The organism is Kitasatospora sp. NPDC056327 (assembly GCF_042261735.1).
Taxonomy (GTDB): Bacteria; Actinomycetota; Actinomycetes; order Streptomycetales; family Streptomycetaceae; genus Kitasatospora.
Window position 1 is genome coordinate 5,676 of sequence record NZ_JBHJRC010000012.1, and the last position, 16,460, is coordinate 22,135.

General features: G+C 73.9%; 6 protein-coding genes. 1 reads left to right on the forward strand and 5 read right to left on the reverse strand.

All coding sequences use genetic code 11. The features are described from left to right. Window positions 1–114 precede the first annotated feature (114 nt). The 5 genes from ACFCX4_RS03485 to ACFCX4_RS03505 all read right to left on the reverse strand — a co-directional run bounded on the left by ACFCX4_RS03485 (window position 115) and on the right by ACFCX4_RS03505 (window position 14,900). Window positions 115–1,173, reverse strand: coding sequence for an MDR family NADP-dependent oxidoreductase (locus ACFCX4_RS03485; RefSeq protein ID WP_376138538.1), 1,059 nt, complete (start codon window positions 1,171–1,173; stop codon window positions 115–117). Further along, window positions 1,170–2,939, reverse strand: a complete 1,770-nt coding sequence (locus ACFCX4_RS03490) for a phytoene desaturase family protein (RefSeq protein ID WP_376138540.1) — start codon at window positions 2,937–2,939, stop codon at window positions 1,170–1,172. Before ACFCX4_RS03490 ends, ACFCX4_RS03485 begins: the two co-directional genes overlap by 4 nt. A 53-nt stretch (window positions 2,940–2,992) precedes the next feature. Further along, entirely contained in the window at window positions 2,993–4,183 is a 1,191-nt protein-coding gene (locus tag ACFCX4_RS03495; protein ID WP_376138542.1) for a cytochrome P450, read from the reverse strand. A gap of 76 nt (window positions 4,184–4,259) precedes the next feature. Continuing rightward, window positions 4,260–13,838, reverse strand: a complete 9,579-nt coding sequence (locus ACFCX4_RS03500; protein WP_376138544.1) for an amino acid adenylation domain-containing protein — start codon at window positions 13,836–13,838, stop codon at window positions 4,260–4,262. Between the two features lie 183 nt (window positions 13,839–14,021). Next, a complete protein-coding gene (locus ACFCX4_RS03505; RefSeq protein ID WP_376138546.1) occupies window positions 14,022–14,900 on the reverse strand; it encodes a sterol desaturase family protein in 879 nt (292 codons plus the stop codon). A gap of 269 nt (window positions 14,901–15,169) precedes the next feature. Between ACFCX4_RS03505 and ACFCX4_RS03510 the strand changes: the two genes are divergently transcribed. Next, window positions 15,170–16,456, forward strand: a complete 1,287-nt coding sequence (locus tag ACFCX4_RS03510; protein ID WP_376138547.1) for a hypothetical protein — start codon at window positions 15,170–15,172, stop codon at window positions 16,454–16,456. The last annotated feature ends 4 nt before the right edge of the window (window positions 16,457–16,460 follow it).

The following is a 16,460-nucleotide window of genomic DNA, read 5'->3' on the forward strand; positions in this document are numbered from 1 at the left end:
TTATAAACAATATTTTCTGGGCCGCCTGCTTCTGTTTTTAATCTCAGTCGGTCGGCGGCCTGCGCCCGCCCCCCCGCCGCCGGCGGGAGGGGCCCCTCCCGCCGGCGGCCGGGCTCACACCTCGACCAGCACCTTCCCCCGGTTCGCCTCCCGGTCCAGGTAGAGGCTCCGGTACGCCGCGGGGATCCCGTCGAACCCCTTGTGCACGGTCTGGTGGAAGCGGATCCCACCGTCCCGGACCAGCCCGCCCAGCTCCTGGTGCATCTGCGTCAGCAGCGGCTCGGTGAACCACTCCTGGGCGAAGATCCCGCGGATCGTGGTGCGCGGGAACATGATGTACGGCAGCAGCCGCGGCCCGGTCAGCTCACCGTTCACGGTGGTCGCCCACTGCCAGCAGACCGCCACCCGGCTGTCCACGTTCAGCATGGTGAACACCGCGTCCGTGATGCTGCCGCCCAGGTTGTCGAAGTAGCGGTCGACGCCGTCCGGCACCGCGGACAGCAGCGCCTGCCGGGCCTTCTCCGCGTCGTCGGTCTGCGCGTAGAGCACCACCTCGTCGAAGCCGAGCTCGCGCAGGTACTCGGCCTTGCCGGGCGAGCCGGTGGTGCCGACCACCCGGCCGGCACCGGCCCGCTTCGCCAACTGGCCCACCAGGGTGCCGATCGAGCCGGAGGCACCGCTGATCACCACGGTGTCGCCGGGCCGGACCTCCAGGAAGCGGGTGAGCGTGCCCCAGGCCGTCATCCCCGGCGCACCCATGATGCCGAGCGCGGTGGAGAGCGGCAGCCGCTCGTCGTACCAGGACGGGTCCAGCCGGCGGTAGGCCGGGAAGAGCATCGGGAAGATGCCGGTCGTCCACAGTTCCTCGGCGCCGTTGTGGACGACGTGGCTGCGCCAGCCGCCGAAGCCCTGCACCAGGTCGCCGACCGCGAAGGCCGCCTCCGGCCCGGCCTCGACCACCTCCATGATCGAGTCGGCGCCCATGTGGTGACCCACCGGCGTCTCCAGTGCCAGCCCGTTCTGGTACGGGTCCACCGAGACGTACCTGGTCCGGAAGAGCATTTCGTCCGGCCGCAGCCGCACGTCGACCTCCTCGGTCACCTTGCGGTAGATCCGGTTGACGTCGGGCACGCCGTCCAGGTGCTCCCGGACCACCCACTTCTCGATCCTCATGCCAGGGCTCCCGTCTCCACGTTCTCGCTGTCCTCGTTGCGCGCCGCCGCGCCGACGGCCGCCGGCACCACCCGCCGGGCCGGTTCCGCGGGACGGCCCACCGGGATCACCAGGTGCGTCGGCGGCGGGGCGCTCAGATCGGTCTCGGCCCTGAACTCCAGCCCGTCGTCCCGGCAGACGAACTGCATGACGTGCCGCCCCGCGGCGGCCGCCCGGATCAGCCCGCCGATGGTCGCCCAGACCCCGGAGAGGTAGAAGTTCGACAGGCCCGGCAGCACCGGGCCGCTCTTCTTGATCTCCTCCTCCACCGTCTCGGCGCCCTCCACGAAGGGGTTCCAGCCCGGGAAGGTGCCGTCGTAGACGCCGGTGTAGCGGACCTGGGTGAGCGGGGTGGACACGTCGGCGACGGCCACCGCGGCCTTGAACCCCGGGTAGCGCTCGTCCAGGAAGCCGACGATGCCGTTGCGGACCCGCCGCTTGGCCGCCATGTACTCCCGGCCGTGCTTGACCGGCAGGGTGTGCAGTTCCTCGCCCCGCCGCACCCGGGAGGACTGCTCCGGACCCTCGTGCAGCGCCCGCCAGGCGGCGATCTCGGAGAAGTACGTCGCGAAGACCACCGTGGAGTCCTCCGGCGCCAGCTCCGGGTAGTGCCGGGTGCGGAACTGCACGTTCATCGACGGGCAGCGGATGCCGGTCAGCCCGGCCGCCGTCCGCTCGTCCAGCAGGTGGGTGGTGCACGGGTCGCCCTCCGGGAAGGGCTTGCGCAGGCCCAGGAAGAGCGACACGTAGCCGGGCGACAGCTGGCCCGGCTCGTCGATCAGCGAGGTGTAAAGCCGGCGGTAGGTGTCGTTGAGGTACTGGCCCTTGAGCAGCTTCATCACCGTGGTGTGGCCGTCGGCGGCCGACACCACGATGTCCGCGTGGTACTCCCGGCCGTCGCTGAGCCGCACGCCCACCGCGCGGTCGTCCTCGACCAGGATCTCCTCGACCTTGGCGTTGTAGGTGATCTCGCCGCCGAGCCGGCGGTAGCGGTCCTCGATCGAGCGGGCCAGCGCGAGCGAACCGCCCTCCGGCACCCCCGCCGCGTGGTTGGCGTGCGAGGCGAGCTGGAAGTAGAACGGCAGCACCGGGAAGGCCGGGTGCTTCTCGTAGAGGATGAAGTTGAACGCCTCGCGCAGCAGCGGGTCCCGGAAGCGCTGCGAGAAGTCCGTCATCAGCACCGTGATCGACTTGCGGATGGTGTTGAAGTACGGGGTGAAGGAGGCCAGCATCCGCCAGCGCTCCAGCCGGCCCATCAGCCCGACCGGCTTCAGGAAGGGGTAGGCCGCCAGCGCCTTGCGGAACGTCCGGATGCCCGCGCAGAACTCGCGGATCGGCGCGGCGTCGGCCGGCGAGAGGCCGAGCAGGTGCGCCTCCAGCCGGTCCGGGTCGGAGTAGAAGTAGACCGCCCGGCCGTCCCGGCCCCGGACGATGTTGAAGACGTCGAAGTGCCGCATCTCCTTGCCCTGGAGCGCGCCCAGTTCGAGCCAGATCTGGTACATCTCGTTGCCCGGCCCGTTGCCGAGCAGCCAGCTGATGCACCAGTCGAAGGTGAAGTCGCTGCGGTCCCAGCCGGTGCAGGATCCGCCGGGGATCTCGTGCATCTCGAAGATCCTGGTCCGGTAGCCGTTCATCCGGGCGTAGCACCCGGTGGACAGCCCGCCGAGACCGCCCCCGACGACGATCATCGACTCCCGTCGGCGTGGGGTGTCCTTCTGCCGTGCCATGACTGGCCTTCCTCCTCGTCCTTGCCTTGCCGTGCCGTCCTTCTGCGGGGGTGTCACCAGGTGACCGGGAGCGCCTGGAGGCCGTTCACCATCGCGTCCTCCTTCCAGCGCAGCTCGTGCGGGGGGACGGCCGGGCGCAGGCCCGGGAGCCGGGTCAGCACCCGCTCGACGGCCACCTGGAGCTCCAGCCGGGCGAGGTGGGCGCCGATGCAGTAGTGCACGCCGTGGCCGAAGCCGAGGTGCGGGTTGGCCGGCCGGTCCAGCACCAGCCGCTCCGGCTCGTCGAACACCTCCGGGTCCCGGTTGGCGGCGGCGGTGGCGATCATCACCGCCTCGCCGGCCCGCACCACCACCCCGCCCAGCTCGACGTCCGCGGTCGCGTACCGGGGCAGGCTGAAGCCGGTGAGCAGCGGCACGTACCGCATCAGCTCCTCGACGGCCTTCGGGATCAGTTCCGGCTCCGCACGCAGCCGCGCCGCCTCCTCCGGGTCGGCCAGCAGGTGGTGGAAGAAGTTGCCGATCTGGTTGGTGGTGGAGACGAAACCGGCGATCAGCAGGTCGCAGGCGATGGAGAGCAGCTCCTCCTCGCCGATCAGCCGCTGCTCGCGGCAGGCCCGGACCAGGGTGGAGAGCAGGTCCTCGCCCGGCTCGCGGCCGCGCAGCTCCAGCACGCCGGCCATGTGGTCGATGAAGGCCTGGCCCTCGACCGCGAGCACCTCGCCGGGGGTGACGGCGGAGAGCACCGTCTCCGCCCACTCCCAGAGCATCCGGTGGTCCTCGGCCGGGATGCCGAGGACCTCGCAGATGATGGTGGTCGGCATCGGGATCGCGAAGTCCTCGACCAGGTCCGCGGGCGCGCCCCGGGCGAGGATGCCGTCGATCAGCTCGTCGGCCAGTTCGGCGGCCCGCTCGCGCAGCCGCTCGACCCGGCGGGCGCTGAACTCCTTGGCCACCAGCGCCCGCAGCCGGGTGTGCTCCGGCGGCTCGGTCGAGAAGAGACCGGCGCCGGTGCGGGACACCGGCCGCATCCTCGGCTGGTCCTCGCCCATCGCGGCGGCCAGGCTGAACCGCGGGTCGGCGAGCACCGTGCGGACGTCCTCGTAGCGGGTGACCAGCCAGGCGCCGTCGCCGTAGGGCATCCGGATCCTGACCAGCGGCTGTTCGCGCAGCTCGGCGTAGCGGGGGTCCAGGTCGAGGCCCTTCGGCACGAAGGGGTAGGTCAGCGGCGACTGCCGGCGGAGCATGGAGGGGTCCGTCTCTCGGGCGGGGGCGGGCAGGCCCGGGGCGGACCCGCTCGGGGCGGGCAGGCCCGGGGCGGTCTCAGGACGCATGGGTGGCGGCTCCGGTGAGGATCGACCGGGCGAGCCCGGCGTTGTGGGCGATGAACTCGTGGTCGAGCATCTCGGCGTGGGTGCCGAAGCCCTTGAGGACGGCCGTCCCGGTGGCCGAGCTGCCGTGCCAGGCGCCGTGCCGGCCGGCGTCGTAGAGCGCCACCTTCTCGTCGTCGGAGATCACGCCGATCACGGCACTGACCACCCCGAGGTTGGGCGTGCGGCTGCAGAACGACAGGTAGTCCCGGGCCTGTTCGCGGGTCTCCCGGGCGACCGCCGCCGAGCCGGTGTGCCGCTGGAGGTGCTCGGCCAGCTCCCGCTCGAAGGCCTGCAGGTGCTCGTCGCCGAGGTCGAAGGACTCCGGGATGCGGTGCGAGTCCATGATCACCACGGTCGGCACCGCCCGGCCGCGCCGCTCCAGCTCCTTGGCCACCTCGAAGGCGAGGTTGCCGCCGAGCGAGTAGCCGAGCAGGGCGCAGGGGCCCTCCGGCTGGAGCGCCTCGACGAGGTCCGCGTACCGGTCGACCTTGTCGTCCCCGGTCACGTAGTTGAAGGCGACCATCCGGTACTCCGGGAGGTGCGCCGCGAACTGCCGGTACACCAGCCCGTGCCCGCCGGCCGGCGGGAAGCAGAACAGCGTCTGCTGCTGCTCCCGGTTGAACCAGAGGTAGGGCTGGGCGCCCTCGATCCGGCCGGTGATGATGTGCTCGACCGTCCGCGCCATCCCGTGCAGGGTGGTGACCTTGAACAGCTGGCTGACCGGGATGCTGATGTTGAACTCGGCCTGGAGGCCGTGGATCAGCTCGATCAGCTTGATCGAGGAACCGCCCGACTCGAAGAAGTCGTGCTGGAGGCCGGGCTCCCCGATCCCGAGCAGCACGCGCCAGTGCTCGGCCATCCGGACCTCGTAGAGGGTGACCGGCGGCTCGGCGGCCTCCGCGGTGTCCGGGCGGGGCGCGGGCAGCGCGGCCGTGTCCACCTTGCCGTTGGCGGTCAGCGGCAGCGCGGGCAGTTCGGTGAAGTGCGTCGGGATCATGAAGGTCGGCAGGTAGCCGGCCAGGTGGCGGCGGAGTTCGCGGTGGTCGAAGCCCCGCCCGGGGGCGGGCACGCAGTAGGCGCAGAGCACGTGCTCGCCGTCGCGGTCCGGCCGCACGACGACCACCGCCCGCTCCAGCCCCGGCCATTCGGCCAGCTGGGTCTCGATCTCGCCCAGCTCGATCCGGTGGCCGCGGACCTTGATCTGCGAGTCGGCCCGGCCGAGCAGGTGCACCCCGCCGTCGGCGTCCCAGCGGGCGAGGTCCCCGGTGCGGTAGAGCCGCACCGGCCCGGTGCCGTCGGCACCGCCGAGCGGCAGGACCGCGAACCGCCGGGCTTCGCGCTCCTCGTCGCCGAGGTAGCCGAGCGAGACTCCCGACCCGCCGATCCACAGCTCCCCGGTGACACCGGGCGGCACCGGACGGCCCTGCGGGTCGAGCAGGTAGAAGGCGCTGTTGGGGAACGGCCGCCCGATCGGGACCATCCGGCCGGGCTCCAGACCGTCCGCCGGACCCTCGAACCAGGCGCTGTCGATGGTGGTCTCGGTCAGGCCGTAGGAGTTGACCAGCCGGGTGCCGGGCCCGCACAGGGCGCCGAGCCGCTGGTACTCCTCGACCTTCCAGACGTCGGAGCCGACCACCAGCAGCCGCATGAACGCCAGGTCCAGCCCGCCGCGCTCGCAGTGGTCCATGACCGTGCGGACCACCGCCGGGACGAACTCCGCGGCGTCCACCCGCTCCGCGCGCATCACCTCGTACAGCCGGGCGGTGTTGAACAGCAGCTCCCGGCCGACCAGCACCAGGGTGCCGCCCGAGCAGAGCGCCCGGACCACGTCGCCGGTGAAGACGTCGAACGACGGGCCGGCCATCTGGAGGTGGACCCGGACGTCGGTGTCCAGCCGGTACTCGTGGCGCCAGGCCTGGTACGCCGAGGAGAGGTTGCCGTGCGAGACCCGCACCGCCTTGGGCCGGCCGGTGGAGCCGGAGGTGTGGATGACGTACGCCGGGTCCCCGGTGCCCACCGGGGCGTCGGTGAACCCGTCCCCGGCCGCCCCGGCCCCGGCCGCCTCCAGTCCGGCGCAGGTGACCGGCCGGACGGGCAGCCCGGCGAGCCGGCCGGTATCCTCGCCGACGAGCAGCGCGGCCCCGGCGTGCTCCACCATGTACGCCAGCCGGTCCACCGGGTGGTCCGGGTCCAGCGGCAGGTAGGCGGCGCCGGTGCGCAGCACCGCGAGCAGGGCGACGATCAGCTCGGGCGACTTCGGCAGGCAGAGCGCCACCACCGTGCCCGGGCCGGCACCCAGCGCCCGCAGCCCGGCGGCGACCCGCCGGGAGCGCTCGCCCAGCTCGCCGTAGGACAGCCGGACCGCCGGGCCGGACTCGGCCGGCGCGACCACCGCGGGTGCCGCCGGGCCGGCCGCCGCCGCGCGCAGCACCAGCTCGTGCACCGGCTCGCCGAACGGCACCCGGCGGTCGGCGCCGCTCCACCGCCGGAGCACCGTGGCGCGCTCCTCGCGGCCGAGCAGCTCCAGCCCGGTGGCGGCCCGCTCCGGACCGGCCGTGGTCAGCGCGCCGAGCAGGTTGACGTAGTGGCGGGCCATCCGGGCCGTGGTCGCGGGCAGGAAGAGGTCGGTGTTGTACTTGAAGACGCAGTGGAAGCGGCGCTCGGCCTCGTCCTCGTAGGCGGACAGGGTGAGGTCGAACTGCCCCTCCTCCTCGGGGAGTTCGATGTACTCCAGGTGGTATCCGTACTTCTCGGTGGCCACCTTGTGGTGGAGCAGGATGAACATCGCCTGGAACACCGCCGAGCGGCTCGGGTCGTGCTGCAGCCCGAGCTTCTCCACCAGCAGCACGAACGGGTACTCCTGGTGGTCGAGCCCGCCGAGCACGGTGCTGCGCACCCGGTCCAGCAGCTCGGCGACGGTCGGCGCCCCGGCCAGCGAGACGTGCAGCGGCAGCGGGTTGACGAAGTAGCCGTAGACGCCGGCGAACTCCTCGTCGGTGCGGCCGGTCACCGGGCTGCCGACGATGATGTCGTCCTGGCCCGCGTAGGCGTGCAGCAGCAGGTAGTAGGCGCTGAGCAGCACCATGAAGACGGTGACGTTGTGCTCGCGGGCCAGCGCGTGGACGCGGGCGCTGAGCTCCTCGTCCAGGACGAAGAACTCGGAGGCACCGTTGTGGGTCTGCACCGCCGGACGGGGCTTGTCGGTGGGCAGGCTGAGGACCGGCACCTCGGCGGGCAGGTGGGTGCGCCAGTACTCCAGCATCCGCGGTGCCTCGCGGCCGGCCAGGAAGGCGTTCTGCCGGTTGAGGAAGTCCAGGTAGCGGGCGGTGACCGGCGGCAGCTCGGGCGCCCGGCCGCGGCGCAGCCCCTCGTAGACGGCGAGCAGCTCCTCGATGAAGGTGAAGGTCGAGATGGCGTCCGAGATGATGTGGTGGACGGCCTTCATGATCACCCAGCGGGCCGGGCCGCGCCGGAAGAGCCGGAACCGCACCAGCGGGTCGCGCTCCAGGTCGTACGGCCTGCGGTACTCGCGGACGATCATCGCGTGGACGTCGTCCCAGGCCAGGCCCTCGACGTCGAAGACCCCGAAGTCCGGGGCCACCACGTCGGAGATCCGCTGCACCGCCCGGCCCGCGTCCAGCACGAAGTTGGCCCGCAGGCTCGGGTGGCGCTCGACCATGGCCCGGAAGGCGAGGGCCATCAGCTCGGGCTCCAGCTCCACCCGGACCTCGACTGCGCCGCCGATGTTGTAGGCGAAGCCGTCCGGGTTCAGCTGCTTGAGGAACCAGAGCGCCTTCTGGTTCTGGGTCAGCGGGTGCGCCGACCCGTCCTCGTAGCGCTCGGCCTCGACGGCGCCCGCGCCGTCCGGGTCCTCGTCCAGCAGTTCGGTCAGCGACTCGTGCAGCCGGGCCGCCAGCTCGGCCACCGGGGTGTTGCCGAGCAGCGCCACCACCGGGAGGGTGACGCCGAGTTCACCGCCCAGCCGGGCCCGCAGCTCCATCGCGAGCAGCGAGTCCAGGCCGAGGCCGCCGAGCCCGTTGGCGGGGTCGATCTGCTCGGCCGGCACCCGCAGCACGGTGGCCGCCAGCGCGGTGAACCGCTCGGTGAGCAGTGCCAGGCGTTCCTCGTCGCCGGCCCCGCGCAGGGTGTCCAGCAGTCCGGTCCGCCCGGCCGGCGGGGCGCTCTCCCGGGCGGCGGCGGCGAGTTCGGCGACCAGCGGCGGCGGGGCGGGGTACCAGGAGAGGAACACCGGCCAGTCGACGACGGTGGCGACCAGCAGCTGGGCCCGGTCCTGGCCGAGCACCCGCTCCAGCACGGCCATCCCGGTCTCCGGGGCGAGCGAGCTCATGCCCCGGCTGTGCCGGTAGTGGTCGATGAGGCCGAGCTCCTCGATCATGCCGGTGGCCCAGGGGCCCCAGTCGAGGCTGAGCGCGGGCAGGCCGAGCGCCCGCCGGTGGTGGGCGAGGGCGTCCAGGAAGGCGTTGCCGGCGGCGTAGTTGGTCTGCCCGGCGGTGGTCAGCAGCGAGGCGATGGAGGCGAACAGCACGAAGTGGTCCAGCGGTTCGCCGGCCAGCTGCCGGTGCAGGGCGAAGGCGCCGAGCACCTTGGGACCGTGCACCGCGTCGAAGGTCTCCCGGTCCAGCTCGCCGACCAGGGTGTCCCTGACCTGCCCGGCGAGGTGGAAGACACCGCGCACCGGCGGCCGGTCCAGCCGCCGGTGGTCGGCCAGCCAGGCGGCCAGCGCGGCCTCGTCGGTGACGTCCAGCCGCGCCGTGACCGGCTCGGCGCCGAGCGCCTCCAGCTCGCGCAGGAACGCCGCCCGCTGCCCGGCCGGGCTCGCCGGGTCGAGGCCGCGCCACTGCTCGCGCGGCGGCACCGGGCTGCGGCCGGCCAGGATCAGCCGGCGGGCGCCGCGCTTCACCAGCGTGCGGCAGAGCAGCCGTCCGAGCGCGCCGAACGCCCCGGTCACCAGGTACGCGCCGTCCGCCCGCAACCGCGGCGCGAGCGGCCGGCTCAGCCCGGCGGCGGCCCGCAGCCGGACGGTCAGCCGACGGCCGTCGCGCAGGGCGATCTCGTCCTCGTCGGCGAGGGCGAACTCCCTCAGCAGCGCGTCGGCCTCGGTGGCGGCCCCGGTGGCGGCCCCGGCGGATCCGGCCCCGGTACCGGCGGTCCCGGTGTCGGCGGTACCGGTGTCGGCCGACACGGGCTCGGCGGTGCGCGGGCCCAGGTCCACCAGCTTGCCCCGGTGGCCGGGGAGTTCCTGGTGGCGCAGGACGCGGGTGATGCCCCAGGCCGGGGCGGCGAGGGGTTCGACGAGGTCGCCGGGGCCCGTGCACTGCGCGGAGCGGGTCACCACGTGCAGCCGGCTGTCGGGGAGCCCGGCGGCGAGCAGCGCCGCGAGGACGACCAGGCTGTAGGCGCCCTCGGCGGTGTGCCCGGCCACGGTCGCGCGGTCGGCGGCGGCCAGCCCGGGCCGGTCGAGGTTCCACAGGTGGACCACGGCGGCCGGATCGGGTGCGCCGGTCGCCCGGTGGTCGGCGAGCAGCCGGGCGAGGTCGCCCGCCGAGCCGGGATCGACGGTGGCCGGGCGGCCCTCGTCCGCGGGCCGGTAACCGGTGCCGGGGCGGACCAGCAGGCAGCTGCCGCCGCGCGCGGCGATCCGGTCGGCCAGGGCGTCGGCGACCCCGCCCCGGTCGGCGAACAGCAACCAGTGGTCGGGATGCCCGGCCGGTGCGCCGGCGGCGTCGGCGGCGGGCGGCAGCTCCGTCCAGACCGGCTCGGCGAGCCAGCCGTCGATGGTGCCCAGGCCCACGGAGGTGGCGGCCTGCTCGACGTCGGCGGCCCGGAACCCGGTGATCCCGCCGAGCGGGGCGCCGTGCTCGTCGTGCACCGCGAGGTCGCCGACGAGTTCGGTGCCGGCGTCCCGGGTGACGGTGGCGTGCACCCAGAGGGTGCGCTCGCCGACCGCGTCCAACCGGACCTCCCCGATCGCCACCGGCAGCCGGATGCCCGTGCCCTCGGGCCGCCCGGCCAGCAGCTGGGGCGTCAGCAGGGTCTGGAAGAAGGCGTCCATCACCACCGGGTGCACCTGGTGGTGCTCCCCCTGACCGGCCACCGCCGCGGTCGGGCGGATCCGGGCCAGCGCCTCGCCCGGCCCGACCCAGACCTCCTCGATGCCCTGGAACGCGGGACCGTAGTGGTAGCCCAGCCCGGCGAGCCCGGCGTAGCACTCGGGCCCGGTGAACCGGCGCACCGCCCGGCCGCGCACCGCCCCGACGTCCAGCGGCCGGCCGGAGCGGCGGCGCTGGCCCGGCCGGACGGTGCCGACCGTGTGCACGGTGCGCTCGGCGCCCTCGCCGGTGGCCACGGTGAACGTGCCCTGCTCGGCGGAGAGCGTGAGCCGCACGGCACGGCTCTCCCCGTCCGGCAGGAACAGCGCCCTGCGCAGCTCGACGTCGGCCAGCGCGGCGTCCGTCCCGCCGGTGAGCGCGCAGACCGCCTGGACGGCCATCTCCAGGTACCCGGCGGCCGGGAACAGCACGTCGCCCTGGATCCGGTGGTCCTCCAGGTACGGCAGGGCCTCGGCGTCCGGCCGGGCCTCCCAGGCCGGCTCGGCGCCGGGCAGCCGGCGGCCGAGCAGGGGGTGGTCCAGCCGTCCCCGCCGGACCTGCTCGACCGGGGCCGGCTCGACCCAGTGCCGGTCGCGCCGGAACGGGTAGCGCGGCAGCGGAACGATCCGCCCGGCGGGCTGGAGCACCGACCAGTCGACCGGCACGCCGAGGTTGTGCAGGGCGGCCAGCGAGGCGGTGAGGACGGCCCCTTCGTCCTCCTCGCGGCGGATCGAGGGCAGGATCCGCACCTCGGGCCGGTCCCCCGGGCCGGGGTGGGCCTCGACGGTCTCCTGGATCGAGCGGCCGAGCACCGGGTGCGGGCCGATCTCCAGGAACAGGCTGTGGCCGTCGTCGGCGAGCCGCTCCACGGCCTGCCGGAAGCGGACGCTCTCCCGGACGTTCTGCCACCAGTACCCGGCGTCGAGCTCGGTGCCGTGCGCGGTGCCCTCGCGCCCGGTGAGGTGGAGCGGGACCTGCGCCGGGCGGGCCTTGAGGTCGGCGAGCGACTCCAGCAGCTCGTCCTTGATCAGCTCCATCCGGGCGCTGTGGTACGGCACTTCGACGGTCAGCAGCCGGGCGAAGACCTGCTCGGCGGTGAGCGACTCGGCCAGCTCGGCCAGCACCGTCTCGTCCCCGGCGAGGGTGAGCGCGGTGGGGCTGTTGACGGCCGCGACCGAGACCGCGTCCCGGTACGGGCGGATCCGGCGCAGGGCCTCGGCCTCGGTGAGCGCGACGGCGAGCATGCCGCCGGTGCCGGCCAGTTTCTGCTGGAGCCGGCTGCGGTGCACCACCACCTTGACCGCGTCCGCCAGGTCGTAGACGCCGGCCTGGTGGAAGGCGGCGACCTCGCCGGTGGAGTGGCCGACGATCGCGTCCGGGCGCACCCCGCGGCTGCGCCAGAGCGCGGCGAGGCCGGTCTGGAGGGCGAAGTTGGCGGGCTGGGCCAGCCAGGTCTCGGCCATCCGGGAGTGCGCCTCGTCGGCGGTGAGCTCGTCGATCAGCGACCAGCCGGTGAGCGCGGCGAGGTGCTCGGCGCACTGCTCGACGGCCTCCCGGTAGACCGGCTCGGTGGCGAGCAGCTGACGGCCCATCGCCCACCACTGCGGGCCCATGCCGGTGAAGACCCAGACGAGCCGGCGGTGCCGGGCCTCGCGCCGCTGGTCGACGAGGACCCGGGGGTGCGGTTCGCCGCGCAGGTGGGCGCCGATCGCCTCGTCGAGGGAGTCGCGGGCGGCGTGCTCGCGGGCGTCGTAGACGACGGAGAGCCGGGCGTCGTGGTGCTGCCGGCGGTGGGCGAGGGTGTGGCCGAGGTCGGCCGGGCGGGCCGGGCTGCCGCCGCGCACTCCGGCCAGTTCGGCCTGGACCCCGGCGGCGAGTTCGGGCAGTGCGGCGGCGTCCCGGGCGGTGAGCGGCAGCACCGTCCAGAGGGGCGGTCCCCCGGCCGGCTCCCCGGCGCCACCGGCCCGCGCGGCGGGCTCCGGCGCGGCGGGCTCCGGCGCGGCGGGCTCCGGCGCGGCCTCCAGCAGGACGTGCGCGTTGGTGCCGCCGAAGCCGAAGGAGTTCACCCCGGCCCTGGCCGGCCCCTCGTGCTCCGGCCAGGGGGTGGCCTCGGTGGGGATCTCGTACGGCAGCGCCGCCGGGTCGATCGCCGGGTTGAGCCGTTCCAGGTTGATGTGCGGCGGCACGGTCCGGTGTTCGAGGGCGAGCGCGGTCTTGATCAGACCGGCCAGGCCGGAGGCCGACTCGGTGTGCCCGATGTTGGTCTTGACCGAGCCGACGTAGCACCTGTCGCCGGGGCGGCGGCCGACCGCGAGCGCCCGGGCGAGCGCGTTCGCCTCGATCGGGTCGCCGACCGGGGTGGAGGTGCCGTGCGCCTCGACGTACTGGAGGCCGCCGGGGGTGATCCCGGCCTCCGCGCAGACCCGCTCGATCAGCGCGACCTGGGCGTCCGGGTTGGGCACGGTGATGCCGTTGGTGCGGCCGTCCTGGTTGACGCCGCTGCCGATGACGACCGCGTGCACCGGGTCGCCGTCGCGCAGGGCGTCGGAGAGCCGCTTGAGCGCGACCACGGCGACGCCCTCCGCCCGGACGTAGCCGTCGGCCGAGGCGTCGAAGGTGCGCGAGCGGCCCTGCGGGGAGAGGAAGCCGCCCTTGGTCTCGGCGATGGTGTACTGCGGGGCGAGGTGCAGCAGGGTGCCGCCGGCCAGGGCCAGGTCGACCTCGCCGCGCTGCAGGCTCTGCGCGGCGAGGTGGACGGCGACCAGGGAGGAGGAGCAGGCGGTGTCGAGCGAGACGCTGGGGCCGCGGAAGTCGAAGCAGTGCGAGATGCGGTTCGACACCATCGTCATCATGGTGCCGGTGGCGGTGTGCGCGGCGATGGTCTCGAACGAGAGGTCCGAGAACTGGAGGATCTTGTAGTCCAGGGTGAACGCGCCGACGTAGACGCCGACCTCCCGGCCCGCCAGTTCGGCCGGCTTCTGCCCGCCGTCCTCCAGTGCCTCCCAGGCCACCTCCAGCAGCTTCCGCTGCTGCGGGTCCATGTGGTCGGCCTCCCGGCCGCTGATGCCGAAGAACGCCGGGTCGAACTCGTCGAACCCGTCGATGTAGCCACCGCGGCCGCCGACCAGCCGGCCGGGCCTGGCCCGGTCGCGGCTGCCGAGGGTGGCGACGTCGTAGCGGCTGCGCGGGGTGGGGGTGATGCAGTCCCTGCCCTCGACCAGGTTCTGCCAGAAGGAGCGGTGGTCGTTGGCCCCGCCGGGCAGGCGGCAGCCGATCCCGATGATCGCGATCTTCTCCTGCCCGCCGGTGGGGGCGGCGGACGGACCAGTGCTGCCGGCGGGACCGGCGGTGACCGAGGGACCTGCGGATGCCGGGGGTTCGGCGGGGTCCGGGGAGGTGACGAAGCGGGAATCCGTCATGCGAGTCGAGTCCTTGGGTCGCGGCGTTCGCGCGCGCGGCGGGGTGCGGGAGCGCCGCGCGCGCCGGGGAACTGCGGCCGTCCGCCGGTTCCGGGCAGGCCGGAAGCCGGGTCGGCCGACGGGAGAGCCGTCAGGAGGTGAGGTCCGGGGCGGGCGGTCGGGGAGGACGGACGGTTCGGGGCGTCAGGTCGGGCCGGCCGGCGACCCCTCCGGCCGCGCGGGTCGACGCCAGGCCTGGAGGTGGCTGGCGACCACCCGGCCGGTGGCGGGGAAGTCGCCCGGTTCGGCCAGCCCCACCGCGGCCGGCCGGCGCCCGGGCCGCCAGGTGAAGCTGCCGAAGGCGTGGTCCCACACCGAGAGGTCGGAGCCGTAGTGCCCGGCCTCGGCCAGGTCGGTGCTGTGGTGCAGGCGGTGCTGCTCGGGTCCCGCGAGCACGTGGTTCAGCACGCCGAGCCGGACGTCGATGTTGGCGTGCACGACGTAGCCCTGGGCGACGACGAACAGGCCCACCACGAACACCGCCGGCTCCGAGAACCCGGCCAGCGCCAGCGCGAACTGGACGCAGCCCTGGGTGAGCACGACGTCCAGCAGGTGGTTGACCCCGTTGTTGCCGACGTTCACCTTGTCCGGCACGTGGTGCACGCCGTGCAGCCGCCAGAGCCTCGGGCTGGTGTGGCACCAGCGGTGGACCAGGAAGTTGGCCAGTGAGCCGAGCAGCAGCGCGGCCGGCACCTCCGCCCAGAGCGGCAGGAAGGAGCCGGGCGGCGCCAGCCGTCCGACGATCGCGGACACGGGTACCTGGGACAGGGCCCCGCCGATCGCGGTGATCAGGAAGTAGACGCCGTAGGAACCCCATTCGCGCACACTCGGAGCCCATTCCGGTTCGTACGGAATCAGCCGTTCGAGCAGCGCCAGATAGGCGATCGTCCCGACCAGGAAGAGCTGGTTCGTCCGGGTGAGGTCCCAGCGCAGGCGCAGGGTCGCGACCGATATCACGACCATGACGACCAGCAGGAACGGGTAGGCGGCATGGCGCAGCACCGTTCGAAGCTGCTCACCCATGACGACCCCCTTCGCGGTCCGCGGTCGAACGATCACCGAAAGTGTTCGTTCAGATACTAATGGCGCCCGTAAGGCATGGCGAGGCATTTTCGAGGGGAATCATGAAATCCTCGATTTGTCTGATGATCTACAGGCGCATAATTCGCCAGCGGAGGCCCAGTTCCAGCCGCCCGCCGAATTTTAAATATGATGCGATAAAGAAATTCCCCTCATGATCGATCCGTGGTACCACTGGCGGCAGGCGATCGGAACCACGGAACGGAACCCCCATGGACCACCGGCACGGCCCCGCGCCCGGCAACTACTGGGACCCGCTGCCGACCGCGCGGCGGCTGATCGCCGAGCAGCCTCACCTGGACCTCTTCGGCGGGCGCTGGCCGGAGCGCAACTGGCGGAACGTCCCCGGCCCGTTCTACGGCGCCGACACCGACACCATGCGGATCGGCCGGCAGGACGCCCCGTTCCACCTCGCCTACGACGAGGACGGCCGGGACTTCGTCTACCGCCAGCCGACCGACCCGGGGCAGACCCGCGACCTGGTGCACGCCTGCCTCTTCGGCCACGGCGGCCACGCGATGGACGGCGACGACCACTGGACCGTCCCGGCCGTCCGGCAGTGGTGGCAGGAGCGCGGCCGGGTGCGCGAGTGGGCAGTCGGGACCGCCGACGCCCTGGCCGGGACCGGCGGCCCCTACCGGGCGCACCACCGGGACGCCGCCCAGGGCCTGCGCGACTACGCCGCCCACATCGAACGCGGGCTGGACGAGTACCTGCGCCGCTACCTCTTCTGGCTCGCCGAGCGCCGTCCGCGCCGTGCGGGCGAGGCCCGTCCGGAGCTGGAGCCGGCCCGCCGCAGGACCGCGGCGGCCCCGGCCGCCACAGCCGCCCCGGCCGCCCCGGGGAGCGGCGAACCGCTGCTCGCCGGCTACTTCGTGACCGTCCCCGAGCCGCTGACCGGCCTGGGCTTCCCGCTCGACCGGCTGACCACCGCCTGCGACTGCCTGAGCGACCGCCTCCCCCTGGACGGCTGCTGGTTCGACACCCCCCGGGCGGCCCTGGACGCCTGCGCGACGATCCGGGTCCCCGAGGGAGCACGGCTGTACGCGCTGCTGGTGCCCGCCGAACACACCGCCGGCTTCGTCTCCGACATCCGCGCGTCCGCGGTGGACGAGCCGGTCCTGCTCGGCCGGCTCGACCGCCCGGCCGCCGCCGGCCCCCCGCCCGGGCCGGCCGGGGGCGGCCGGCGGATCGGCTGGGAGGTGCTCGGCTACGACGGCGGCACGCTCCACGGCTGGCTCTGCAACGACCTCGCCCGGGACGCCGCCCGGGAGCTCGGCACGGCCCCCGACCGGCGCGGCCTCCTCCCCGGCCGGGAGTCCGCCGAACGCCTCGCCGCCTGGGCGAACGGGCGGGACGACACCAAGCCGGTCACCTGGTTCCCGGCCGCCCTGGTCGAGTGGGACACCCCGGTCGCGAGCGACTTCGTCCCGATCGTCGACGCGCCGCCGCCCCCGGTGCCGGCGCCCTGGTGGGAGCGCCTCCTCGGACTCTCCTGAGCCC